Below are 23,965 nucleotides of genomic sequence, written 5' to 3'. Positions count from 1 at the left end.
CGAAGCGGCGGCCATGGAACGTCAAGACCGGCCTGACCGGCCATCCGCCCGAACAAAGCGAGCGCTCGATGCTGGGGACCATCAGCGCTTTTTCTCGCGGACGAAGCGCAATGCGAAGCGCACGAGCCGCGGCATCGTTTCGGGCCGCAGCAAACGGCTGTCGTACCCCGAAAAGCGCCGGTCGTTTTCGGCAAGACACAGGCGCATGAGTTCCGGCACGCTGATGTCGACGTCGGTCACCTGCTGCGCGCCGTTCATCGTGAAGTTGTTGTCGTGCCTGTGCTCGTTGCCCTCGGCGTCCATCGTGCGCGCGAGGCCGATGCGTTCCCAGACGAGAAACGCCCAGACGGCCGCCACTTTCAGCTCGAAGCGAATCCGGCGCCACCAGGCGAGGCGGGCGCGGTGCCAGGCCACCCAGTTGGCGAACAGCAGGATGTGGCGGCACTCCTCCTGCATGACGGGTTCGAACGTGTCGATGAGTTCGGGCGGAAAGAGACCCGAGCGCCTCGCCACTTCAAAGAGGCCGAAAGCGAAGAAGCTGTCCACGCATTCGCTGTAGCCCGTCACGAGATAGGCCCACTCAGCGTCTTTCGGGTAGATGTACGGCGGCTCGCTCGCCAGCGCAATGCCGTAGGCGGCCACCATGCGCGAGAGCACCTCCTTGTGACGGTTCTCCTCCCACGCGTTGAGCGCGAGCGCGTCGCGCATCGGGCCCGCGCCGAGCGACGCGGCATAGGCCGCCATGCGCAGGCGCGCGCGGCCTTCCGTTTGCACGGCAATGTCCCAGATGGGCAGATCGGTGATGCGCTTGAGCACCGCGGCATCGAGCTTCGGCCATTCGAGCACCGAGGGCCGGTACGGGTTGAACGTCTCGCGGAACATGCGGCAGGTTTCATCGCGATGAACATCGGTGCCGGGCACGAACGCGCCGCTGCGCCGGCTCGTCCAGTGGCGCGTGTTGCGTTCGGCCGCTTCGAGCGTCGCGGGGTCCGGGCGCTCGCCCGGCAGTGTCGGCGCGCTGAAGCCGGGTATCAGTTGCGCCGCATCGAATTCGTCGAGTATGAGGTCGTCCATCTCGCAGTTTCGTTTTCGTGGGCTGACGCTGGCGATTCTGCCACGGCGGGATGTCGAGGCAAGACGGAACGCGGCGCCGGCTTTTGAGGGTGTCATTGCGCTGCGGGAGGCTCGCACAGCCTGAAAACACGGGTGCCTGTGCGATCCTGATCGTTGCAAGAGCTTACTTCTATCCGGCGGAAGACGCGACGAACGCGGCTTCGGTATTCGGAACGTGGCGGTGAGCGCAATAATCCCGCGATACATATCCAAACGTTGAACAATTGTCAGGCGGTGTTGCGAGCGCCGGGCGCTGGCACGCATACTCGCAACTGTCTGACGAAGCAGGTACAGTACGCCTCACCGGCCCGTCCGCTCCCCGATGGACGACAGCGCAGAAAGCGCATCCAGGCAAGGCAGTCGTACCACGAGAGACCGGCGGCAACGACATGAGAACGAGGAGAAAAAGGGGGCGTCGCGCGCGGGCAACGCCGCGGCGCCAGGACACCTGCCAACGGAAACCTGCCAGTGCGCATCCTTTCGATATTCGGTACGCGGCCCGAGGCCATCAAGATGGCGCCGCTCGTCAAGCGTCTTGAAGCCGAGCCCGGCGTTCAGTCCATCGTGTGCGTGACCGGGCAGCACCAAAGCATGCTGCAACAGGTCCTCGATCTGTTCGGCATCGTTCCCGCGCACGATCTCGGTGCGATGACCGCGAACCAGACGCTCAACGGTCTCGCGGGGCGCCTGTTCGCCGGGCTCGACGACGTGCTCGCAGCCGTTGCGCCCGATCGCGTGCTGGTGCACGGCGACACCCTGACCAGCATGGCCGGCGCTATCGCCGCCTTTCATCGGCGCATACCGGTTGGCCATGTGGAGGCGGGGCTGCGCACCGGCAATCTGTTCGAGCCATGGCCCGAGGAAATGAACCGTCGCGTGGTGGACGTGGTGAGCGACCTGCTCTTCGCGCCTACGGCAAGCTCGCAGGCGAATCTCGAAGCGGAGGCGCTGCCCGGGCGCGTGGTCGTGACGGGCAATACCGTGATCGACGCGCTGCATCTCATGTGCGAGCGGCTCGACGGCGACGCGGCGCTGCGCGAGCGTATCGATGCACAGTTTCCGTTTCTCGAGCCTACGGAAACCGGGCGGCCCTTGCTGCTCGTCACCGGGCACCGGCGCGAGAGTTTCGGCGAAGGCTTCGAGCATATCTGCGCGGCGCTGGCCACGCTCGCGCATTCGGGGAAGATGCAGATCGTCTATCCGGTGCATCTGAATCCCAATGTGCGCGGGCCGGTGCTCGCCACGCTCGGCAACGCGCCCAACGTCCATCTCACCGATCCGCTCGACTACCCCGAGTTCGTGCGTCTCATGCAGCGCGCGGCGATCGTGCTGACCGACTCGGGCGGCGTGCAGGAGGAGGCGCCTGCGCTCGGCAAGCCCGTGCTCGTGATGCGCGACGTGACCGAGCGCCCCGAAGCGCTCGCCGCGGGCACCGTGAAGCTGATCGGCACCGAGCGCACCGCGATCGTGCGCGCCGTCCTCGAACTCGTGGAGAACGAAGACGAGCGGCGTGCCTACGCACGGCGCGTCAACCCTTATGGTGACGGGCACGCTTGCGGGCGCATCGTCGCGGCGCTCACCGGCAAGCCGTTCGAGCCGTTCGCGAGCCGCGAGCTGCCGGGCTACCGCCATCCCGTGGTCGCCACGCGGCCCGGGCGAGGCGAAGACGACGAAGCCGACGCGGTGCCTTGACGAAAAACCTGGCGCGGCTGCGCCGACGAAAATGAGGCATGACAAGTGAGATTCGATCTGACCGGGCAAGCGCGCGCAGCGAGACGCAAGGGCGCGTGCGTGCCGCTCAGCGTGTGGGTGGCCGCAGCACTTCTGGCAGCGGCGAGCGGTTCCGCTAGCGCGGCTGCCGGCGATCTGGCCGGTGCGTTCGCACAGCTCGGCGCAGGGCGCGTGGCGTCGCGAAGCTTCTCGCTGGCGGAGCTCGGCGTGCGCGACCCGGTGGTCCTGCGCGCGCCCGATTCGGCTCACGAACTCTATCTGCCCGTGCCTGCTGGCTTGCCGATCAGCAACGCGACGCTGCAGCTCGATGCGAGCTATCTGCGCGGCAATGGCGGTCGCACGACCTTCCTGCTCTCGCTCGACGGCTCGCCCGTGCAGGCCCGCAACGTGACGGACGCGCAGGGCGACGGGTCGCTCAGCATCGGCGTGGATGGCGCGCCACGCCCCTCGGGCTTCGTGCGCGTCGGACTGCACTGGTCGTCGGTGCTCAACGAGAATGTGTGCACGGACCAGACGGCGATTGGCAACGTATGGAAGGTCGCGCCCACCACGCGCCTCACGTATCAGTTCGACACCTCGGCCGTGAACGACGTGCGCACCGCGTGGAGCGCGCTGCCCGCGAAACCGGTGGTACTCGTGAGTGGCGGCAAGCTCGACGCCGCGCCCTATGACGTGGCGTGGCGGCTCGAAGCGTTGTTAATGCGCGGCGGCGCGACCCCCGTCACGACGCGCATGCCCGCAGTGGGCGACACCGTGGATCTCGGCACCGTGCAGATACCGGCCGCATTGCAGGCGGTCCCTGCATTTGCCGCACTCGCAGCGGGCGGTTCGCACAAGATCGCGAATCCCGCCGAACTCGGAGCGCTCATCGCACTCGCGCCCGCGGGCGCCTTCGCGCCCAACGTCGTGGTCGCTGACGATGCGCTGCGAGCGCAGACCGGCGCGGCGCTCGACGCATTGCGCGGCGAGGTTCAAACCCTGTCCCCCGACGCCGCAAGCGCCTTCGACACCTGGCGCACCCATGCCGGTGGCGCGCTCGCCGCGCCATTGGAGCCGGGCGAGCTGCGCCTCGCGCACCTGGGCGGTCTCCCTGTGGTCGTGGGCGGCGACGATACCGGTGTGAGCGCGCTTGCGCGCACCTGGAGCGGCATCTACGCCTCCCGCCGGCTCGTCGTGCACGAGCTTGCCGCGTCGCCTAACCTGAGCGCCGGCGGATCGAGCGACCAGATCGCACTGTCGCTGATCGGCGGGGCGCCAGGAACATTAGACGTGCTGACGAGTGCGGCGTGGGAGGCCAATTTCGATCTCGCGGCCGTGTCGGGCGACGGGCGCATTCCGCGTCGCGTGGTGCTCGATCTGGCGGCCGCGCCCGCCGCGGACCGCAACGGCCAGACGGCATCGATCTTCTTCAACGGGGTGCTGATCGGCTCGCATCTGCTCGATACCGATGGACGCGCGCAGCGCGTGAGCGCGGACATCCCGGTCTATGCGCTCGGCACCACCAATGCACTGCGCGTGGTGTTCCAGCGCCAGCCAGCGGGCGGCTGCCGCCCACGCGAACAGGGTTACCCGGCGGCCGTGCTGCCGGGCAGTCATCTGGTGCTCGGCAAGGGACCGCTCGGCGAAAACTTCACGGGCATGGTGGCGCGTTTCTCGCGCACGGCGGACGTGCTCGTGCCCGACGCGTATCTGGCCGATTCGCTGAGCACGCTGCCGCGCGTGGCCCGGCTCGCGAATGCGGCGGGTGTGGCGCCCACGCGCGCGACGCTCCGGGTGGTGTCGCACGGTCAGGCTGCGCAGCCGAAAGAAACCTTTCTCGCCGCCGACGTCGCGCTCGACAGCGAGGCGGGCCACGCAAGCTTCGCAAACGGGCGTCTTACGCTCAAGGGTGGCGGCGGCTCGATGCTCGTCGACGTGTCGGGTCTCGCGAACCTTGGCTTGATTCAGGTGGTGCGCGCTGGCAGCGTGCCGGGCGTCGCCTTCCGGAGCGTGGGCGACCCGCCCGTCCTGCCGCCCGGCATGCAACTGCAGCAGGGCGACGTGGCCATCGTCGACGCGAGCGGCGTGCTAAAGAGCTTCGACACGCAGTACCCGGGCGGCGTACCGCCGCTCGACGACCAGCGCGGCTGGCTCACGCGCCACTGGGCAGGCTGGGCCGTGCCGACGATTGCGCTCGTGTTGCTGCTGGCGCTGCTGCTCGCGGCCGGCCGGGCGCGCAAGAGGGCGCGGGCACGCACGGCTGCGGCCGCTGCGGCGCGTGCCGCGCAAGAGAGTGCCGACGGCACCGGCGGCAATCCAGATAACAAGCAGGGCTGATCGTGAGCGCGAACGCCTTCGACTGGTGGCTCAACTACTTCGCGGCCCGCTACTACCACGGCATGGAATACCTGGCGGCCGTGGTGGCGGTGATCATCCTGCTATCGAGCATCGACGATCTGTTCATCGACGCGTGGTACTGGGTGCGCCGCATCATCCGCCACTTCACGATCGAGCGCCGCTATGAGCCGCTGCGCGCGGAGCAGCTCTACGCGCGCGAGCAGCAGCCGCTCGCGATCATGGTCCCCGCGTGGCGCGAGGAGGACGTGATCGCCTCGATGGTCACCGATCTCGTGCGCGTGATCGACTACACGAACTACGTCGTGTTCGTCGGGACTTACCAGAACGACGCGGCGACCATTGCCGAAGTCGAGCGCATGCGGCGGCGCTACAAGCAGCTCCATCGCGTGGAGGTCCCGCACGACGGCCCAACGTGCAAGGCCGATTGCCTGAACTGGATCGTGCAGGCGATTTTTCGCATGGAACGCGAAACGGGCACCGAGTTCGCGGGCGTGATCCTGCACGACAGCGAGGACGTGCTGCATCCGCTCGAGCTGCGTTTCTTCAACTATCTGCTACCGCGCAAGGACATGATCCAGTTGCCGGTCGCCTCGCTCGAGCGCGAGTGGTACGAACTGGTCGCGGGCACCTACATGGACGAATTCGCGGAATGGCATGCGAAGGATCTCGTGGTGCGCGAAAGTCTCGCGGGCGCCGTGCCTTCGGCGGGCGTGGGCACCTGTTTTTCGCGCCGCGCGCTGGCTGGGCTCGCGAAGGAAACGCAGAACCAGCCCTTCAACACCGAGACGCTCACTGAGGACTACGATGTGGGCGAGCGTCTGGGCCGCATGGGCATGCATTCGATCTTCGCCCGTTTTCCGGTTGAATTCGCCACACGGCGCAAGTCGTGGTTCGGCCTGGGTCCCGAACGCGACGTGACGTTGACGATGCCGCTATGCGTACGCGAGTTCTTTCCCGATACGTTTCGCACCGCTTACCGTCAACGCGCGCGCTGGACGCTCGGGATCGGCTTGCAGGGATGGGAGCAGACGGGCTGGGTCGGCTCGATCGCCAACCGCTATCTGCTCGCGCGCGACCGAAAAGGCATCGTCACGGCGTTCGTCGGCATCGTGGCCTATGCGCTGCTCGTGCAGTTCCTGCTCTTCGCGTACGCCGATTTTCTCGGCATTCGTCCGGATCTGATCGCGTCGCCGTTCGCGGGCTCGCGCTTTCTCACCATCGTGCTGTGGGCGAACGGCATTGCGCTGCTGCTGCGCGTGGCCCAGCGTGTCTATTTCGTGTCGCGCCTCTATGGCTGGGAGCATGGCCTGCTTGCGGTGCCGCGCATGGTGATCGGCAATTTCGTGAATTTCATGGCCGTATCACGGGCGTGGAAAATGTATCTCGCGTATCTCGTCACCGGCAAGCGGCTCGTGTGGGACAAAACCATGCACGACTTTCCGTCGTCGGACGGCTTTACGGACCGGCGTCAGCGTCTGGGTGAACTGCTGCTGTCGTGGCAGGCGATCGGACCCAAGGAACTGGAGCAGGCGCTTGCCGGGGAGCATGCGAGTGAGGCGCCGCTCGGCCGCGTGCTGATGGCGCAAGGCTGGCTCGACGAGGAGACGCTCGCGGAGGCCATCGCGTTCCAGGCCGACCTGCCGCGCGGGCGGCTCGATCGCGAGCGGCTCGCGCGCTACGCCGGCGATTTGCCGCTCGATTTCGCGGTGCGCTACCGCGTGCTGCCACAAGGTGACGACGGCAAGGGGCACGCGGTGCTGCTGTGCGCAAGCCCGCTCCCGGAAGCTTCGCTCGCGCAGTTGCAGACGCAATGCGCGCTGCCGATCGTGCAGCGCATCGTACGGGAGGGCGAAATTGCGGACGGCTTGCGCCTGTTGCGCGGCGTGGCGCCGTCTCAGGTACGCGAGACCCATGAAGCCAACGCGAAGGCCGAAGAACGCGCAGCCGCGGCGCCTGGCGTACCGTTGCTGGGCGACCTGCTGATCGAGCGCGGCGCGGTGAAGCGCGCGGCGTTCGAGGGCGCGCTGCAACGCTATCGTCCCGCCGAGCACGGGCGCATTGGCGACTTCATGGTGGAGCAGGGCGTGATCACCCGCGATGCGCTGGTCTCGGCAATCGCGGAACAGGAGCGCCTGCGCGCCGAAGGTGCCACGACGACATGAAACGCACTCCGAAGCATTTGATTGCGCCTCTTTGCACGCTTCCTCGTGTATTTCTGTTTGCGGCGATGTGCACCGGTTTCGCCGGCGCGGGGCGTGTCCACGCCGAGGCGCCGCAGGCGGGAGCGCAGCCGTTGCCGTTGAGCGGCGCGGCGTATCGCGTCGCCCAGCAGGGCTATGACGCCTATGCGCGCCACGACTATCCGGCCGCGGAGCGCTACGCGCGAGAAGCAATTCGCCAACGCCCCGATCTCGCCGCGCTGCGCCTGTTGCTCGCCAATTCCCTGGCGGCGCGCGGGCAATGGCGTGAGGCGAGCCGCACGCTTGCCGATGCGATTGCCCAGATCGGTCCCGACGCCACGCTCACCGCCAGGCGGCGCGAGATCGACGCGCAGGTGGCGGCGCTCGCGCGTCCCGGCGCACCGGCAGGATCCGGCGGTGCGCCGCCGGCGGCGCCGCCGCCGGGTTCGGGGCCGCCCGAGTATCTGACCGGCCAGGCATGGCAGCTTGCTCAGGAGGCCTACAAATCGTATGCGGCAAAGCAATACGACGCGGCCTGGCAGGAGGCGAACGCTGTGATCGCGCTGCGTCCGGACATCTTGCGCCTGCGACTGCTCGCGATCGACGCCGCCGCGGCCGGCGGCCATGATCGCGAGGCGTGGCAGGCCGCGCAGGAGACGCAGCGCCGTTTCGGCGATAGCCCGGCGCTGCGCGAGCGACGCACGGTGGTCGGCGCGCGGCTCGCGCCCGCTGCGGTGCACGCTGCCCAGGCGGCGCGGGCGCGGGGGGACACCGCCCAGGCCATCGTGCTCATGCACGACGCGATCGGCTATGCGCCGATGCAACTCGGCAACCGGCTGCTGCTCGGCTCGATGCTGCTCGAACAGGGCGACATGGCTGGGCTCGAGGCCGCGGCGGGCGATGCGATCGCATCGGGCACAACGCCTGTCGTCATGCTCTACGTGCTGCGCGGTTACGCGCGCGCGGCGCAAGGCCGGTCGGCGCAGGCCGATGAGGATTTCGCGCAGGCGCTGCGCAACGCTGGCGCCTCGGCTCGCGAGGAACGCGACCAACGCGACCAACGCGACCAACGCGACCAACGCGACCAACGTGTGGCGCGCGCGATCATCGCCGATGTGTGGACGGCGCAAGGCCAGCCACAGCGCGCGCTGGACCTGCTCGCGACGCTGCAGCCGGCGGGGGACGATACGGACGCCATCATCGCCATGCGCCGCTACGCGGCGCGGGCCGCGCTCGCGCAGCCGGCCGTTTCGGCTTGGCCTGCCACGCCAGGCGAAGGCGTGGCGACGGCGGCGCGCCCGGTACTCGACTGCACGGTGGACCAGTTCGGTGCCGCCTGCGACGTCTATGCGGCCGATCCCGGCTTCGCCGACCGGCGTGCCGCGATACTCGCGGCGCAGCGCGGCGACCGGGCGGGCACGCTCGCCGCGCAGCGCCGGGCCGTGGCCGCGGACCCGCGCAATCCGCAGCATCGGCTGGAACTGATCGATGCCCTCGTGGCCGCAGGCGACAGCGAGGGCGCCCGGCGCGAGGCCCGCGCCATGCTCGAAGCGGGCCTGCTGGACGGGCTGCCGCCGCTTTCGTCCGCGTACGTTGCGCAGCGAGCAGGGGACGATCGCCGTGCCGCGGCTTACTTCATGCAGGCGGACGAAGCCGGCCAGTTGCCGCCCCGAGGTGCCGGCGATGCGGGTTACAGTGCGTACCGCGCGCATCTCGACGCGCTTGCGGCGAGCTATTTCAGGCGTGCGATCGACTACGGCACGTCGCCGCCGGCCGGCGTCGCACCCGCCACGCAGCTGCAGCTCCAGGATCTGCGCAATGCGCACGCTGACGTCACGCGCGACTGGGGCTTCACCGCTTCGGTGAACTATCGCGGTGCCGGCCTGCAGCCGGGCGTCTCGACGGGCGCGGTGCCGGGCTCGTACAACAACTGGCAGATGGGTGTCGAAGGCTACTGGCGGCCGTTCGGCTCGCTCGGCGACCGCAATTTCGAGGTCTACGCGCGCGCCTATCAAGACGTCGGCGCGAAGGGCGACGCACCGAGCGGCATCTCCACGGCGCTCGGCGCCATCGGTGCGCGCGCGAAGCCGTTCGCGTCGATCGATGCCGTCGTGGCATTCGAGCGGCTCATTCCCATCGGCTCGCGCGCGCCATCCGACTGGCTCCTGCGCCTCGCTTACTCGGGCGGCTTCGGCACGGAGCGGCGGCTCGACGTGCCTTCGTGGTGGACGGTGCAGGATTACGGCGAGGTCGGCCATTACGTGAGCAACGGCTGGAACTACGGCACGGGCTATCTCGAGGCGGGTCGCACGTGGCGGCTCGACACCGTCAGCCCGAAGCTCACCGTCTTTCCGTATGCCGTGGTCGGCATGGACTACGACTCGAGCATCAACCACAGCGTGCCGGTGGGCATGGGTGTCGGCATCTCGACGCGCTACTGGTTCCGCGACAGCTTCTACGACGCGCCGCGCTCGTATGTCGACGTCGCGGTGCAGTATCGCTGGCGCATCACGGGCGACGACCGCGCTGGCGGCGTGTTCTTCGGCGCGGTCCTTTCTTATTGAGGAAACTTGATGATCGTTCGAAGAGTGGCGCAAGGCAGAACGGGCCGCGCAGACGAAGCCGCGCGCGCGCGGTTGCGCGTCGCGCGGCCGTATGCGCGACTGGCAGGCGCGGTGCTGTGCGCGCTCGCCGCCGCTGGCTGCGGGTTGCAGGCGCCCGCGCACGCGGATGCGCTCGCGCAGGGCATCGTCTGGCAGCCCGATAACGACCATCTCGACCTGCGCGGCGACTGGGACCGGCTAGGCGTGGACGAGCTGCTGGTGCAATGGATCGCTGTCGACGACGTCGCCTTCGTGGGGGGCGCAGGCCTTCCCGCGCCGCGCGTGCCCGACTGGGTGCGCATCGCCAACGAGCCGTGGGCGCGCGGCGTGATCGTCGGGCTGGCGGGCTACTCCGACGAGAAAAAAGCGCGCGCGAACCTCGAAACGCTCGTCGATCGATCGCTCAAGCTTGCCGCCGTGCGGCCGCCGGTGCACATCACGGGCTGGTATTTCCCCGTCGAAGTCGATCCCACATGGACAGACGCGCCGCGCATGGCGCCGCTGCTGGCAAAACTGCCGCGTCCGCTGTGGATCAGCGTGTACGACACCAGCAACATCGGCGGCGAGGCGCTCGCGAAATGGCTCGATGGCTGGCTGCCGCGCGACGTCGGCGTGCTGTTGCAGGACGGCTGCGGCGTCTATGCGCGCGGGCCGGCGGCGGCGCGCGAATACGCGGACGCGCTTGCGGCGCATCTCGGCCACAAGCGCGTGCGCATCATCGCGGAGGCGTTCCGTCCGAAGCAGGGCGGCGGATTCCGTGCGGCCACCGCGGCCGAGTTGGCGCCGCAGCTCGAGGCTTATCGCGGCTACCGGGTGTATCTCTTCGACGGGCCGCACTATGTGTCGCCGGAGCTCGTCGAGGGGCTGCTGCGGTTGAGGGAGCCGGGCGCGGCGCAATAGCCGCTTGGACGACCAGGGCGCTGGCCGATGCACTGGCAGGCATGCAAGCGGCCATACGTCGATCCGGCCCGCTTCAGCGCAGTTGCGCGAAGGCGATCAGCAGCACCATGCCGCCGATGGCGCCGTCGAGCACGCGCCAGGCGGCCGCCCGGCGGAACAGCGGCGCGAGCGCCCGTGCGCCGTAGCCGAGCCCCACGAACCATACCGCGCTCACGCACATCGCACCGATGGCAAAGGCGAGGCGGCTGCCTTGCGGCTCGCGCGCGCCAGCCGTGCCGATCAGCAGGAAGGTGTCGAGATACACATGCGGATTGAGCCACGTGAACGCCAGCGTCATGAGGATGATCGGCCAGGCGCGCTGTTCGGGCGCCTCTGCTGCGGCATCGCTCTCGAGCACGGCGTGGGCAGGCCGCACCGCGCGCCGCAGCGCGCCGATGCCGAACCACACGAGCCAGGCGAGTCCTACGTACAGCACGACATGGACGAACGTCGGGTAGCGCTCGACGAGCGCCGAGGCGCCGCCTACGCCCGCGCCGATCAGGATGAAGTCGGACAGCGTGCAGAGCACGACAATCTTGCCGACGTGCGAGCGCAGGATGCCCTGGCGCAGCACGAACGCATTCTGTGCGCCGATCGTGACGATGAGCGAGGCGCAGAGCGCCGCGCCGTGAGTGAAAGCGAGCCAGTTCATGACGGGTGCGGGAAAGTGGGTGCGGGCGGCGCGCTGCGCGCTGCCGGCGTTCATTGGACATCGACGGGAAACGGCGCTAGTCTGCCGCCAGGAGCGGTCATAAGCAAAGCTCATTTTCATTAACCGGATTAAGGAACGCTAATGCTCGACTATGCACTGCTCGATGCGCTCGCCGCCGTCGTGCGGCATGGTTCGTTCGATCGCGCCGCGGGCGCGCTCAACGTCACGCCATCGGCGGTCTCGCAGCGCGTGAAGCTGCTGGAGGAGCGCGTGGGCACGGTCCTCGTGAAGCGCGGCCAGCCTTGCGTCGCGACGGCTTCGGGCGCCCTGCTGTGCCGGCACACGGAGCGCGTGCAACTGCTCGAAGCCGAGCTGGGCGGGGCGATGCCGACCTTCACTGGCGCGCTGGGCGCCGCACGGCCGACGCTGCGCGTGGCCGTCAACGACGACAGCGTGGGCACGTGGTTCATCGACGCCGTGGCCGGCTTCTGCGTCGAGCGCGGCATTCTGCTCGACCTCGTCATCGACGATCAGGATCACACCGCCCAACGCATGCGCGACGGCAGCGTGCAAGGCGCCGTCACGACCCAGGCGGAGCCCGTGCAGGGCTGCCGCTCGACGCGCCTCGGGCGCATGCGCTACCGCGCGGTGTGCTCGCCGGCGTTCTTCGAGCGGTATTTCGCGCAAGGCGTGACGCGCGACGCGCTGCAGCTTGCGCCGTGCATCGAGTTCAATCCGAAGGATCAGCTGCAAAAGCGCTTCATCCGCCGCATCACGCGCTCGCAGGTCGACGCGCCGCTCCACTGGATTCCGCATGTGGCAGGTTTCCTGCGCTGCTGCCTGAACGGCCTTGGCTGGGGCATGTGCCCCGAGCGCATGATCGCGCCGCATCTCGCGCGCGGGGAACTCGTCGAGCTCACGCCCGGCCGCGCGCTCGACGTCGAACTCTACTGGCAGAGCTGGCGACTCTCCATTGGCTGGCTCGACGAGTTCGGCGCCATGTTGAAGCGCCGCGCCGGCGAATTTCTCGATCAGGGCCGCGGTAGTTGATGACGTTCGCATCGCGCGAAGCGCAAAATCTTCATTCCTTTGTCTTTATCTGCGGATTCAATGTAGGTTTTGTGCGGATCCTGTGCGGAAGTCGGTGGTGGTTGCAACGCCGCCGCTATTCATGCGGCGCAAGTCGCGCAATGACTGGATTGCATCGCGTCAAAGTGGCTAAACAAATATTCATAATCCATTAATTGCTTTTCGAATAGTGGGACGTTCCGGAATTCGATGAGCGAGACTATGCAAAGTTCGTGCGAGAATGTCGCCTATCAATTGACTGACGTTTCGTATGTGATATGTCGGATGCCGTTTTGGTCGAAGAAGCGTATTGCGTTTCATTGATCGGTCACGCCGGATCTGCGTGCGCAAGGCTGTCGGGATCGGTGAGATTGCGCTCGGACCCGCTTGGGGCGGGGTTTTCGGCCGAAGTGTGTCAGCGCGACGCACCCCATGCTGTAACAATTCAGTTATGTTTGAACGGTGACTTCCAGGCTGGGATCGGCTATTTTTCCGCAGTGGCATTGTTAAAAATCGTAAAATATGGAAAAGCCACGGATGTAAAGAAACAAACATTGGAGACTTACAGCCGGAACTGACAGCTCGACCTTGTCGCTCTTGCGTTCAGCATTACCGCGCGAAAATTGCGTTTTTCCTGTGGACTGCGAGTTGGACACGCTATAATCCCGACGTGGCAGAGTGTTTATTTGACCGGCATATTCGAATCGTTTCCACGTGCACGAGGTGCATTATGACGAAATTAGATACCGGCAGCGTTTGGCAACAAACCATTGACCTTCTGTCCGCGGCTTGCGAGCCGGTAAGCCTGGACGGCGATTTCGAAAGCGGCAGAAGCTGCAAACCGGTACCCGTCACACGCGGCGCTTCGGAGGCGGCCAACCGGCGCCGTGCCACCGTGCGTTCGTGGGACGCGCAGGGCATCACCTTGATCCGCCGGCATGATCCGGACAGCATCACCGTTTGCTGGAGCGATGCCACCTATGGCCGTTACTCCGACCAGTTATGGCGGGTTTGCACGGCGCGCCGCAGCGCCGTTTGTGCGTTGACGGGCGAGAAGATCCGCCGTGGCGACGCCGTGTTCCGGCCGAGTCCCAATCGCCGCCATCGCCCGGCCAATGCCGACGCGATGATACTTGCAAGCAAGCTCGACAATCTCCCGAGTGCGGTCGTTGCCGCGCGCCTGGACGAGGCGCTGGCTGCCTGAGCTCGATTCGCCAGGCGCCTTTCGTTGCCTGGCGCGCGGGTTGTCATCGACTTGTCCTGGCTCGCTATGCAGGTCATCTCGATGTCATGACCTGCTGAGCTGACCGGCCGCCCGGCTTCGAAGGCGCGCGGCGCGGCATGTCATCAACCCTTCATGCCAACGTCATAGAGCCGCGCAGATGCAAGCGCTGCCGTGCATGCTCATCGAGAATGGCGGGCAGCGCACCGTTCAGACCTTGGCGTCGCTGGCGTTTTCCTCTTCGAGCGCGTCGCGCGTTTCGGGCATCGCGAGCCATACCATGAGCACCGCTGCCGCACCCGCGCTCGCCAGGCTAAGGAAGCTCACCGTATTGCCGAAGTGATCGGCGATAAACCCGGCCAACGCTGTCGAGAGCGTCGCGCCGATCCCCGCGGAGAGTCCGAAGAGGCCGATACACAGGTTGTAGCGGCCTTTGCCGCCGGCCACGTCCGCGGCGATGAGCGGCAACATCACACCGAACACGGCGGCCGAGAGGCCGTCGAGCATCTGCACCGGCACGAGGAAATACGGGTTGCCGACGGCGGCGAACAGCAGCGCCCGCAGCGGCAGCGCGCAAAAGCCGAGAATCAGCACCGGGCGGCGCCCCCAGGCCTGCGCGGTGCGGCCCACCCACGGCGACATCAGCGCGACGATGGCTTGCGGCACGATGATGCACGCCGCGATCACGAGCTGGACGTTGTCGCCCATGCCGGCCGTCACCTCGCCGGCGGCGAGGTTGAGCATCGCCGCGTTCGAGAGGTGGAAGAGCACCACGCAGGCCGCGAAGATCAGCATGCGCCGGTCGCGCAGTAGATCGAAGATCGTCTCGCGCGGCGCGCCCGCGGCCGCGGTGCCAGCCTTGCCAGGCTTGGGCGCCGGTCTGGCGTATGGGGCGTTCTGGTCGTACTCGATCATCGCGAGCGCGACGAGCGCCGGCAGCGCGAGCGCGGCCGTCAGCCAGAACACGGAGCGCGGCGAGAAGTATTCGCCGCACAAGCCCATCAATCCCGCGGCCACCGCGCTGCCGATCGAAGCCCAGCGCGCGTTGCGCCCGAGCCGGTCGCCCAGGTTCTGACGGCCGACCAGTGCGAGTGCGAGCGCCGCCATGGCCGGCACGAGCATGCAGCTCGCGAAGCCGTGGAAGATCTCGGCCGCCATGACCGCGACGACCGTCGGACTCAGCGCGAGCAGCATGGCCGAGATGATGATCGCGATGATCGCCCACGCGGCGGCGGCCTTTTTGTTGCGCAGGGCGTCCACTGCCGCGCCGCCCGGCACCTGGCTCACCATCGCGCTGATCGTGCCCACCGAAAGCGCGAGCCCGATTTCGCCCTGGGTCCACTTGTGGGAGGCCAGATACGACGCGATGAACGGTCCGAAGCCCGTCTGCACGTTCGCCACGAAGAAGTTCAGCCAGTCGAGCGCGCGCACGCTGCGCTGGCTTGGTGTGGGTTGTTGCATGGTGCCGTCCGTCATTTGGCACCGTGGGTGGCGGCCGCCGAAGCGGGGGCCGAAGTCGCTGGCGCGGCGGATGCCGCCGGGGCAGCCGCCGCGGGGGCTGCGGGGGCTGCGGGCGCGACGGCGCGCACCGGCTGCTCGGGTGCATAGGGCGGCGCGGCGTCGACCTGCTGGTCGGACATATCGAGCTGCGCTTCGAGCATGTTGTTTTTCGTGATGAAGTGCAGGGCGGACCAGTCGGCCGCGATCGTATGGCGCTTCTCGAGCGTGCCGCTGACGTCCAGCACCACGGCCTGCGGGGCGGCGCTGCCGTCGAGCAGCACGTCCACCACGCGGCCCACCTTCGCGCCGTTGGCACGCGCCACTTCCGCATCGAGCATGGGCAGGCGGGTCGCGCTCGCCTCGGGTGCGCCCGGCTGCGGCGCGCCGGCTTTGGGCCGGTCAGGAATCTGCAGCTGGCTGGGCGGCAGGGCGAGCGTGATGGCGGGCGTTTTCGGCTGGGTGTTCACGCGCACGCCGCTCCACGGGAAGTTCGCCTTGCGGTCGCCAATGCCCATGAAGCCCTGCAGGTTCACCACGACTTCCACGGGCTTGCCGCCGGGCCCGGCGACCATGTCGACGGCGCGGCCCACGACCTTGCCGTCCGTCTTTTGCACTTCGCTGTCGAGAAGCGTGCGAAAGCTCCCGCGCTCGAGCGTGCGCACCTGCACGAGTGGCGGCGGGGGCGGCGCCGGCGGGGCGCTCGCGGGCGCGGGCGGCGGCGGGGGCGGCCGGCGGCGGCGCACCGGCGCGGGATGCGGTTTCTTCGGCGCCGGCCTCGCCTCCCCGGTGGTTTCCGGTTCGCTCGGCATCTCAGGCGCTGAGGCGGCCTCGGGCTCGCTCGCGGCTGTCTCGGGTTCCACGGCCACGGGCGCTTCCGGCTCCGGCGCAGGCGCCGGCCGGAACAGGCTGCATCCCGAAAGCGTCAGCAGCATCAGCAGGGTTAGTGCAAACGGCAGGTGGAAAGCAGGACGTGCGGAACGGATGATGCCGCCTCTCATCGACAGAAACTCCTTGGAGCCGCCGGCGCGACGCTCGCGCGGCAGGGGAAACCGGGTCGGGATGCGTGAGAGTGTAACCCGCGCGCCGGCCCGATCCGCGTAAGCGCTACGCGCCGCAAGCGCCCCGTCAGGTCGCGGGGCACTTGCGTGAGGCGCGGTAATGATGCTTCGGCACGCGAGAGAGACCGCTATCGTCCAGAAATTATGCGTGTCCGCTCAAGGCTCCCCGCCCGGGGCTTCCCGCCCGGGGCTTCCCGCCCGGGGCTTCCCGCCCGGGGCTTCCCACCCGGGGCTTCCCGCCCGGGGCTTCCCACCCAAGGCTCCCCGCCCAGGTGTAAACGCGGGGACGGTGCGTGTATGGGGCCCTGTTCGCGGGCATATAAGCAGCGCGGCATGACCTCAATGCGACGCGCGCGATGGGAGCACAAATCGCGTTCGCCTAACCTTCGCTCCATCCATAAAGAGATGTCAAAACGATGAGCGCCGCACGGCTTTCGCACATCGCACGTTCGGCGTGCGGGAGCCATTCAGAAGCAAGGCGCCGGCAACGCGTCGACACGACCATTCAATCGAGACGAACCTGATGACGGATCGGGCCGGTGAGCCGCGAACCGTTTCAGCATGCTGATAAAGGAGGCACTCACCATGATCGAACCCCACGCGCAGCCGCTTGCCGGCACGACCGGGGCCGCAGTCGAGCCGATCGCCGAGCCCACCGGCCTCGGCACGGCCACTGGCTTCATCGACCGTTATTTCGACGTTGCCGCGCGCGGCAGCTCGCTGCGCCAGGAGGCGATCGCGGGCGTCACGACCTTCCTTGCGATGGTCTATTCGGTGTTCGTCGTGCCGGGCATGCTCGGCAAGGCGGGCTTCGACACCAGCGCCGTATTCGTGGCCGTGTGCCTCACGACGGCGTTCGGCTCGCTGCTGATGGGCCTGTGGGCGCGCCTTCCGATCGCGATCGGCTGTGCGATCTCGCTCACGGCGTTCACGGCCTTCGGCCTCGTGCTCGGCAAGGGGCTCAAGCCCGAAGTGGCGCTCGGCGCGGTGTTCCTCATGGGCCTCGTGTTCACGGCGATCTCGGTGACGGGCGTGCGCTCGTGGATCCTGCGCAATCTGCCGCACGGCATCGCGCATGGCACGGGCATCGGCATCGGGCTCTTTCTGCTGCTGATCGCCGCGAACGACGTAGGTCTCGTCATCAAGAATCCAGGCGCGGGCCTGCCCGTTTCGCTAGGCCCTATCACGTCGCTGCCCGTGATCCTTTCCGTGATCGGGCTCGCTGCGATCTTCGGCCTCGTGCGCCGCCGCGTCCCGGGCGCGATCCTGATCGTGATCGTCGCGATCTCGGCACTCGGCCTCGCCATCGATCCGGCCGTGACCTTTCACGGCGTGTTCGCGTGGCCTTCGCTCTCGGCGCCGGGCCATGCCTCGCTGATCGGCGCGATGGACATCAAGGGCGCGCTCTCGCTCGCCGTGTTGCCCAGCGTGCTCGCGCTCGTGATGACGGCCGTGTTCGACGCCACCGGCACGATCCGCGCCGTGGCGGGGCAGGCGGGCCAGCTCGATGCGAACGGGCGCATTGTCAACGGCGCTCGCGCGCTCACGGCCGACTCGCTCAGCTCCATCTTCTCGGGCTTCTTCGGCGGCGCGCCGGCGGCGGCCTATATCGAATCGACGGTGGGCGTGGCCGCGGGCGCGAGGACGGGCCTCGCCGCCGCCCTGGTGGGCGTGCTGTTCCTCGCGGTGATGTTCTTCGCCCCGCTCGCGGGACTCGTGCCTTCGTACGCCACGGCGCCCGCGCTGATGTACGTGGGTCTCATGATGCTCTCGAGCGTGAGCCGCCTCGACATGGCCGATATGGTCGACGCGATGTCGGGCCTCGTGTGCGCCGTGTTCATCGTGCTCACTGCGAACATCGTCACGGGCATCATGCTGGGCTTCTGCACCCTCGTGATCGGCCGTTTGGTGAGCGGCGAAATCCGCAAGCTGAACGTGGGCACGGTCGTCATCGCCGGCGTGCTGGCCGCGTTCTACCTCGGTGGCTGGGCTATCTGAGCAGGGCCCGGCCGGTCGTTCGCCGCGTGACCACGGCGGCGGAATGGCCCGCGTCGCTTCATGGCGGCGCGGGCCGTGTCGCTTTTGCGTCGCGCAGGCCTGCAGGCCGCGTTAGTCCGGCAGGACGCTGTTGCGCGCGTTGCCGGCCTTGCGAGGTTTGCGCGGCTTGGGCTCCACGCCGATACGCGTGTCGCGCGCGAGGACGAGGGTGGCCAGCCGTTCGGCGGTGTCCTCGAACGCGGCATCGGCCTGCGGTACATAAAGCCATTTGCCGAGCACGGGATGCGCACGCAAGGCCGGCATCACCTCGATGAGCGACGCGTGGCGCTCCTGGGACGTGCAAACCAGCAAGCCGTTGAACGGCGGGTCGCGGTCGGCGGCCACGAGGCACAGCAGACCGTCCAGATACGCGGCGTCGCAGCCGAACATGCGCTTGCAGAGGTAGCCTGGCTCGCGCTCGAAGGCGTCGAATATCCAGAGCAGCGAGTTGCGGATTTTGGACGGCATGGGCTGGCGGACTTGGGAGAGGCCGCGCGGTGAAACAAGGCCGCGCGGCGGAATCGACATTCTAGCGGCGGCGATGCGAGGGTGCGCGCCGCCGTCTTCCGCCATTGCCTGGCGCATGCATCGGCATCGTCCTTGACATCCCGCGTTCGTCGCCATATGCTAAACCATATGGTTAAGTATGAAGCCGCCGCCCTCGACCGCACGTTCGCGGCGCTCGCCGATCCCACGCGGCGCGCGCTGCTGGCGCGCCTCGCGCAGCACGACGAACTCTCGGTGAGCGCGCTCGCGCAGCCGTTCGCGATGTCGCTGCCGGCGGTCATGAAGCATCTGGACGTGCTCGCTCAGGCGGGCCTCGTCACGCGCGCGAAAACCGGCCGCACCGTGGCCTGCCGGCTCGCTGCGGGGCCGATGGAGGACGCGATGCAATGGCTCGCGCACTATCAGCGCTTCTGGAGCGACGCGCTCGATCGTCTTGCCGCATTCGTGGAGGAAGATGCATGTCGACCCAACCCTCAGCCGGGCCCGGAGCCGGCGCCGCCCGTCGTGCCCAGGACGCTCCGAGCCTCACCGTCCGGCGACGCATCGACGCCATCGCCGCGAAGGTCTACGCCGCGTGGACGCAGCCGGCGCAGTTGATGCGCTGGATGCAGCCGCTCGACACCACCTGCATTCACGCCGAAGCCGACGTGCGCGTGGGCGGGCGCTTTCGCGTGATCATGCGCGGCGCGAACGGCGAGACTCACGAGGTGAGCGGCACGTATCTCGAAGTCGTGCCGGAGCAGAAGCTCGTGTTCACGTGGGCATGGCGCGACACGCCGGAGCGGGAGTCGCTCGTTACGATGACCCTGCGCGCCGACGGGCCGGCGACCGAACTCACGCTCAAGCACGAACGCTTCTTCGACGAAGCGGTGCGCGATTCGCACAACGAGGGCTGGACGAGCGCGATCGATAAACTGGTGGCGCTGCTCGACTCGGAACAGAACTGAGCGGCGCGGGTTCACAAAGGAGGCGGCGAGCATGGAATCTCACAAGATTGTTTCGCAGAACGAATGGACCGAGGCGCGCAAGGCGCTTCTTGCCGAAGAGCGCGCGTTCACGCACGCGCGCGATGCACTGGTGGCGAAACGCCAGGCGTTGCCATGGGTGAAAGTCGACAAGACGTACACCTTCGAAACCCCACAAGGCCCGCGCACGCTCGCCCAGCTGTTCGGCCCGCGCAGCCAGTTGCTCATCTATCACTTCATGCTCGGCCCGGAGTGGGAAGAGGGCTGCCCGGGCTGCTCGTTTCTCTCCGATCATGTAGATGGCGCGCTGACGCATCTGGAGCATCACGACGTGACCTATGTCGCCGTTTCCCGCGCGCCGCTCGCGAAAATCGAGGCGTTCAAAAAGCGCATGGGCTGGCGCTTCCCTTGGGTGTCCTCGCATGGCAGCGACTTCAACTTCGACTATCACGTCTCGTTCAGCGAGGCCGACAAGGCGCGCGGCAAGGCGATCTACAACTATGCGGAGCAGGATTACATGAGCGACGAGCTGCCCGGTGTCAGCGCGTTCTACCGCGACAAAGCGGGAAATGTGTATCACACGTATTCGACGTACGCGCGCGGCGCAGAGATGCTGATCGGCACGTATGCGATGCTGGAGTTGACCGCGAAGGGCCGAAACGAAAAGAAGGACATGCGCGAGTGGATGCGTCACCACGATCGCTACGAAAATGCGCCCGCGCAGTCGTCGTGCTGTGGGCACGAAAAATCATAGCGGCAGTGTAACGGGCAAGATTGGTTGTTGGCGCAACGAAAGTCGCCGCGCCAGCCGCGAAATCATCGTGCGAGTTTTGCACCAATCTCGTACGAATTTCGCACGATGATTCGCGCTAGAGCGACATCTCGAACGCGGGGCGCAACAACACTTCGATCGCCATCACGATGAGTCCCATCGCGCCGGCGGCGAGCGTCAGCGTGCCATATTCGTCGTAGCGCACGTCGTGGAGGCACGCGAGGATGAACAGGATGGCGAGCAGATTGGTCAGCCAGTCGAAGTTCAGCGCGAGTAGCATTGGCGTATCCGGTGCCGGCGCATGCGGGGCGCGGGCAGGTAGTGCGAAATGCCCGGATTCTAGCGGACCGGCCTTACGGATACGCAACAATGACGTGCGGTGTCGCACCTATTTTTGCGGAACTCGCATCTCAGTGCGGATCCAGTCGACCACCGACGTGCGCGACGGCTGCCAGCCGAGCAGCGCGCGGGCGCGCTCGCCGCGCACGCGGCTGTTCGAGCCGAGGCCATAGGACGCCATTTCATAGCTCCATTCCTCGATCGCGGCTTCGAGCGGCCAGTCCTGCGGGGCGCCGAGCCCCATGACATCGGCGAGCGCCGTGGCCATGTCGCGGAAGTTCGCTTCGCCGCTTTCCACGAAGTAGAACGTGCCCGCCGGTGTGTTTTCCAGCGCGAGGCGGTAAAGCTCCGCCACGTCGCCGACGTGGACGTTCGACCAGATGTTCAGGCCGCGCCCCACGTGGCGCATCACGCCGCTCTTTTGCGCCTGGCGGATGAGCCGCGGCAACTGCACGCTCTCCGCACCCCGCACGGCGCCCTCGCCGTAGATCAGCGTGTTGCAGAGCACGGCGCTCTTCACGCCGCGCGCCGCGCTCGCGAGCACGAGCTTGTCGATGGCCACGCGAGCCGCCTTGTCGATGGCCACGCGAGCCGCCTTGTCGGCGGTCGGCTCGGGCAGGGCATCTTCGTGATAGATGCGCGCGGTCGCCTCGCCGCCCGAGGCGTCGCCCACGATGCTCGAGCCGCTCGTGTGCAGCAGCGTCTTGCCGGAGCCTTCGAGCGCGTCGATGAGCGCCTCGACCGCGCCGCGATGGTCGCTGCTCGCGGCGTTGATCACGGCGTCGGCGGCGCGCGCTTGTGCCATCAGCGTCTCGCGGTCGTCGAGATCGCCCTGCACGGGCGCGATGCCGAGCTTTTCGAGGTCGGCGAATTGTTCAGGCCGGCGCACGAGGCCGTGCACCTCGTGTCCCGCGCGCACGAGGTGCGCCGCGATCGCCCCGCCGATGAAACCGCCTGCGCCTGTCACGAAAACTTTCATGGGTTGCTCCCTGGTGTCCGGATTGCGTTGGCGGCCAGTATCGGTGCATCCGTGCTTTGCAAAAAGCGTGTTAGTCTCAAATGAATCTTGACTGCAGATCAACAATATCAACGATGAAGACGTCGACCGACGAACTGCTCGTATTCGTCACGGTGATCGACGCGGGTTCGATCACAGCCGCCGCGGAAAAGCTCGAACAGACGGTATCGGGCGTGAGCCGCGCGCTCACGCGGCTCGAAAAGCAGCTCGGCGTCGCACTGATCCTGCGCACGACGCGGCGCTTGCAGCTCACGGAGGAGGGCGAGCTGTTTCTGGAGCGCGCCCGCGCGATCCTCGCCGCGATGGCGGACGCCGAGGAGGCCGTCACGCGTCACCGCGAGCGCCCTTCAGGACGGCTGCGCGTGGACGCCGCCACGCCGTTCATGCTCCATTGCATCGTGCCGCACGTCGCGGCGTTCGCGCAGCGTTATCCGGAGATCCAGCTCGAACTCACGAACAACGAGCGCATCGTCGATCTGCTAGAGCAGCGTGTCGATATCGCGATTCGCATCGGTACGCTCCAGGATTCCACGCTTCACGCGCGTGCGCTCGGCACGAGCCGGCTGCGCGTCGTCGCCAGTCCCGGCTATCTCGCCGCGCACGGCGCGCCGCGCAGCGTGGCGGCGCTGGGCGGGCATCGGCTGATCGGCTTCACGGCGCCCGCGCATCTGAATCGCTGGCCGCTGCGGGAGGCCGCAGGCGACGGCGTCACCGACGGCGTAGCCGGACCGCGGGCAGCGCTGGAGGCGCAACTGGCCGAGCCCGGCTACACGATCGCACCCGCGCTCCTCGCGTCGAGCGGCGAGACGATACGCCAGCTCGCGCTCGCCGGCAGCGGCATTGCCTGCCTCTCCGACTTTCTCACCACGGCCGACCGCGAGGCCGGGCGCCTCGTGACCGTGCTCGACGATGCGCTCGTCGAGGCGCGCCAGCCGGTTCACGCCGTGTACTACCGCAGCGCGGCGCTCGCGGCCCGCGTGCAGTGCTTTCTCGCATTTATCGGGGGCAGGCTGCAACTCGACGCGTGACGGGGCAAGCGGCGCTCTCGTGGATAGTCCCAGGTCACGCGGGCCAGGAAGAGGAGTTGTATAGACAGGCGCGCCAGGCTAGACTTTCGGCCAATTTCGCGACTTGTATAGACAGGATTCGACCATGCTCCCGACCCTTCGCCTCACGCCCGGCCATCTGACCCTGCCCAACCTGCGCCAGATCGCGCGCGAGGCCGTGCGGCTCGAGCTCGATCCGGCCAGCTTCGCGGCCATCGATGCGGGCGCGCGCGCCGTTGCCGAAATCACGGCGAAGGGCGAGCCCGCCTATGGCATTAACACGGGCTTCGGGCGTCTGGCCAGCACGCATATTCCGAACGACCAGCTCGAACTCCTGCAGCGCAATCTGGTGCTCTCGCACGCCGTGGGCGTGGGCGAGCCGATGTCGCGTCCGGTCGTGCGTCTCTTGATGGCGCTGAAGCTGTCGAGTCTCGGCCGCGGTCATTCGGGCATTCGCCGCGAAGTGATGGATGCACTCATCGCGCTCTTCAACGCCGACGTTCTCCCGCTCATTCCCGTGAAGGGCTCGGTGGGCGCCTCGGGCGACCTCGCGCCGCTCGCGCATATGTCGGCGGTGCTGCTCGGCATCGGCGAAGTGTTCATTCGCGGCGAGCGCGCCAGCGCGGAAGCGGGTCTCGCCGCCGCGGGCCTCAAGCCGCTCGCGCTCCAGGCGAAGGAAGGTCTCGCGCTGCTCAACGGCACGCAGGCCTCCACGGCGCTCGCGCTCTACAACCTGTTCGCGATCGAAGACCTGTACCGTACGGCGCTCGTCTCCGGGGCGCTCAGCGTCGACGCGGCAGCGGGTTCGGTGAAGCCATTCGACGCGCGCATTCACGAGCTGCGCGGCCATCGCGGCCAGATCGAGGCGGCCGCCGCTT

At 67.7% G+C, this 23,965-nt stretch carries 20 protein-coding genes; 13 read left to right on the top strand and 7 right to left on the bottom strand.

Features of this window, described 5'->3' with window-relative positions; all coding sequences use genetic code 11:
- Nucleotides 1-81: 81 nt before the first annotated feature.
- A complete protein-coding gene (locus tag BMI01S_RS21970) occupies nucleotides 82-1,074 on the bottom strand; it encodes a hypothetical protein (RefSeq protein ID WP_028231712.1) in 993 nt (330 codons plus the stop codon).
- 507 nt (nucleotides 1,075-1,581) lie between these two features.
- Between BMI01S_RS21970 and wecB the strand changes: the two genes are divergently transcribed.
- The 5 genes from wecB to BMI01S_RS21945 are packed head-to-tail and all read left to right on the top strand — an operon-like array spanning nucleotide 1,582 to nucleotide 10,864.
- A complete protein-coding gene (gene wecB / locus BMI01S_RS21965) occupies nucleotides 1,582-2,805 on the top strand; it encodes a non-hydrolyzing UDP-N-acetylglucosamine 2-epimerase (RefSeq protein WP_081723484.1) in 1,224 nt (407 codons plus the stop codon).
- Nucleotides 2,806-2,850: 45 nt separating this feature from the next.
- Nucleotides 2,851-5,160: a cellulose synthase gene (locus BMI01S_RS21960; RefSeq protein WP_063619607.1), complete on the top strand. Its 2,310-nt coding sequence runs from the start codon at nucleotides 2,851-2,853 to the stop codon at nucleotides 5,158-5,160.
- Between the two features lie 2 nt (nucleotides 5,161-5,162).
- On the top strand, nucleotides 5,163-7,343 hold the full coding sequence (locus BMI01S_RS21955) for a glycosyl transferase family protein (RefSeq protein ID WP_028231713.1): 2,181 nt from the start codon (nucleotides 5,163-5,165) through the stop codon (nucleotides 7,341-7,343).
- Nucleotides 7,340-9,925 (top strand): NfrA family protein, encoded by a 2,586-nt coding sequence (locus BMI01S_RS21950; RefSeq protein ID WP_051381465.1) that lies wholly within the window; start codon nucleotides 7,340-7,342, stop codon nucleotides 9,923-9,925. The genes BMI01S_RS21955 and BMI01S_RS21950 overlap by 4 nt, the downstream gene beginning before the upstream one ends.
- A 9-nt stretch (nucleotides 9,926-9,934) precedes the next feature.
- On the top strand, nucleotides 9,935-10,864 hold the full coding sequence (locus tag BMI01S_RS21945) for an alpha-amylase family protein (protein WP_036045684.1): 930 nt from the start codon (nucleotides 9,935-9,937) through the stop codon (nucleotides 10,862-10,864).
- 73 nt (nucleotides 10,865-10,937) lie between these two features.
- Here BMI01S_RS21945 and BMI01S_RS21940 read toward each other — a convergent pair whose 3' ends face one another.
- On the bottom strand, nucleotides 10,938-11,555 hold the full coding sequence (locus tag BMI01S_RS21940; protein ID WP_028213607.1) for a LysE/ArgO family amino acid transporter: 618 nt from the start codon (nucleotides 11,553-11,555) through the stop codon (nucleotides 10,938-10,940).
- Nucleotides 11,556-11,696: 141 nt separating this feature from the next.
- Here BMI01S_RS21940 and BMI01S_RS21935 point away from each other — a divergent pair, with 141 nt between their 5' ends.
- Together BMI01S_RS21935 and BMI01S_RS21930 are read left to right on the top strand one after the other, a co-directional pair.
- Nucleotides 11,697-12,605, top strand: coding sequence for a LysR family transcriptional regulator ArgP (locus BMI01S_RS21935; protein ID WP_028213608.1), 909 nt, complete (start codon nucleotides 11,697-11,699; stop codon nucleotides 12,603-12,605).
- A 748-nt stretch (nucleotides 12,606-13,353) separates the two neighbouring features.
- A complete protein-coding gene (locus BMI01S_RS21930; RefSeq protein WP_051381466.1) occupies nucleotides 13,354-13,827 on the top strand; it encodes a DUF3331 domain-containing protein in 474 nt (157 codons plus the stop codon).
- A 228-nt stretch (nucleotides 13,828-14,055) separates the two neighbouring features.
- Here BMI01S_RS21930 and BMI01S_RS21925 read toward each other — a convergent pair whose 3' ends face one another.
- Both BMI01S_RS21925 and BMI01S_RS21920 read right to left on the bottom strand, forming a co-directional pair.
- Nucleotides 14,056-15,306: an MFS transporter gene (locus tag BMI01S_RS21925; protein WP_154671327.1), complete on the bottom strand. Its 1,251-nt coding sequence runs from the start codon at nucleotides 15,304-15,306 to the stop codon at nucleotides 14,056-14,058.
- Between the two features lie 11 nt (nucleotides 15,307-15,317).
- A complete protein-coding gene (locus BMI01S_RS21920; RefSeq protein ID WP_028231716.1) occupies nucleotides 15,318-16,343 on the bottom strand; it encodes a PRC-barrel domain-containing protein in 1,026 nt (341 codons plus the stop codon).
- A gap of 645 nt (nucleotides 16,344-16,988) precedes the next feature.
- On the opposite strand from BMI01S_RS21920, the gene BMI01S_RS21915 reads away from it, so the two are divergent.
- Nucleotides 16,989-18,401, top strand: coding sequence for an NCS2 family permease (locus BMI01S_RS21915; RefSeq protein WP_028213611.1), 1,413 nt, complete (start codon nucleotides 16,989-16,991; stop codon nucleotides 18,399-18,401).
- A 111-nt stretch (nucleotides 18,402-18,512) separates the two neighbouring features.
- Here the strand turns inward: BMI01S_RS21915 and BMI01S_RS21910 are convergent, their stop codons facing one another.
- Entirely contained in the window at nucleotides 18,513-18,908 is a 396-nt protein-coding gene (locus BMI01S_RS21910) for a hypothetical protein (protein ID WP_028213612.1), read from the bottom strand.
- Nucleotides 18,909-19,076: 168 nt separating this feature from the next.
- On the opposite strand from BMI01S_RS21910, the gene BMI01S_RS39205 reads away from it, so the two are divergent.
- The 3 genes from BMI01S_RS39205 to BMI01S_RS21900 are packed head-to-tail and all read left to right on the top strand — an operon-like array spanning nucleotide 19,077 to nucleotide 20,666.
- On the top strand, nucleotides 19,077-19,544 hold the full coding sequence (locus BMI01S_RS39205) for an ArsR/SmtB family transcription factor (protein WP_028231717.1): 468 nt from the start codon (nucleotides 19,077-19,079) through the stop codon (nucleotides 19,542-19,544).
- Nucleotides 19,490-19,894, top strand: coding sequence for an SRPBCC family protein (locus BMI01S_RS21905; protein WP_081723485.1), 405 nt, complete (start codon nucleotides 19,490-19,492; stop codon nucleotides 19,892-19,894). The genes BMI01S_RS39205 and BMI01S_RS21905 overlap by 55 nt, the downstream gene beginning before the upstream one ends.
- A gap of 31 nt (nucleotides 19,895-19,925) precedes the next feature.
- Nucleotides 19,926-20,666: a DUF899 domain-containing protein gene (locus tag BMI01S_RS21900; protein ID WP_028231719.1), complete on the top strand. Its 741-nt coding sequence runs from the start codon at nucleotides 19,926-19,928 to the stop codon at nucleotides 20,664-20,666.
- A 115-nt stretch (nucleotides 20,667-20,781) separates the two neighbouring features.
- Here the strand turns inward: BMI01S_RS21900 and BMI01S_RS21895 are convergent, their stop codons facing one another.
- A complete protein-coding gene (locus tag BMI01S_RS21895; RefSeq protein WP_028213616.1) occupies nucleotides 20,782-20,964 on the bottom strand; it encodes a hypothetical protein in 183 nt (60 codons plus the stop codon).
- Nucleotides 20,965-21,072: 108 nt separating this feature from the next.
- Nucleotides 21,073-22,002 (bottom strand): NAD-dependent epimerase/dehydratase family protein, encoded by a 930-nt coding sequence (locus tag BMI01S_RS21890; RefSeq protein WP_028231720.1) that lies wholly within the window; start codon nucleotides 22,000-22,002, stop codon nucleotides 21,073-21,075.
- Nucleotides 22,003-22,115: 113 nt separating this feature from the next.
- Here BMI01S_RS21890 and BMI01S_RS21885 point away from each other — a divergent pair, with 113 nt between their 5' ends.
- Nucleotides 22,116-23,069 (top strand): LysR substrate-binding domain-containing protein, encoded by a 954-nt coding sequence (locus BMI01S_RS21885; protein WP_028231721.1) that lies wholly within the window; start codon nucleotides 22,116-22,118, stop codon nucleotides 23,067-23,069.
- 124 nt (nucleotides 23,070-23,193) lie between these two features.
- A partial coding sequence (locus tag BMI01S_RS21880) for an aromatic amino acid lyase (RefSeq protein WP_042290543.1) occupies nucleotides 23,194-23,965 on the top strand: 772 nt, incomplete at its 3' end.

It is taken from the genome of Paraburkholderia mimosarum LMG 23256 = NBRC 106338 (genome assembly GCF_000739815.1).
Lineage (GTDB): Bacteria > Pseudomonadota > Gammaproteobacteria > Burkholderiales > Burkholderiaceae > Paraburkholderia > Paraburkholderia mimosarum.
The sequence above is the reverse complement of the archived record's forward strand: the minus strand, read 5'-3'. Positions and strand labels throughout refer to the sequence as shown.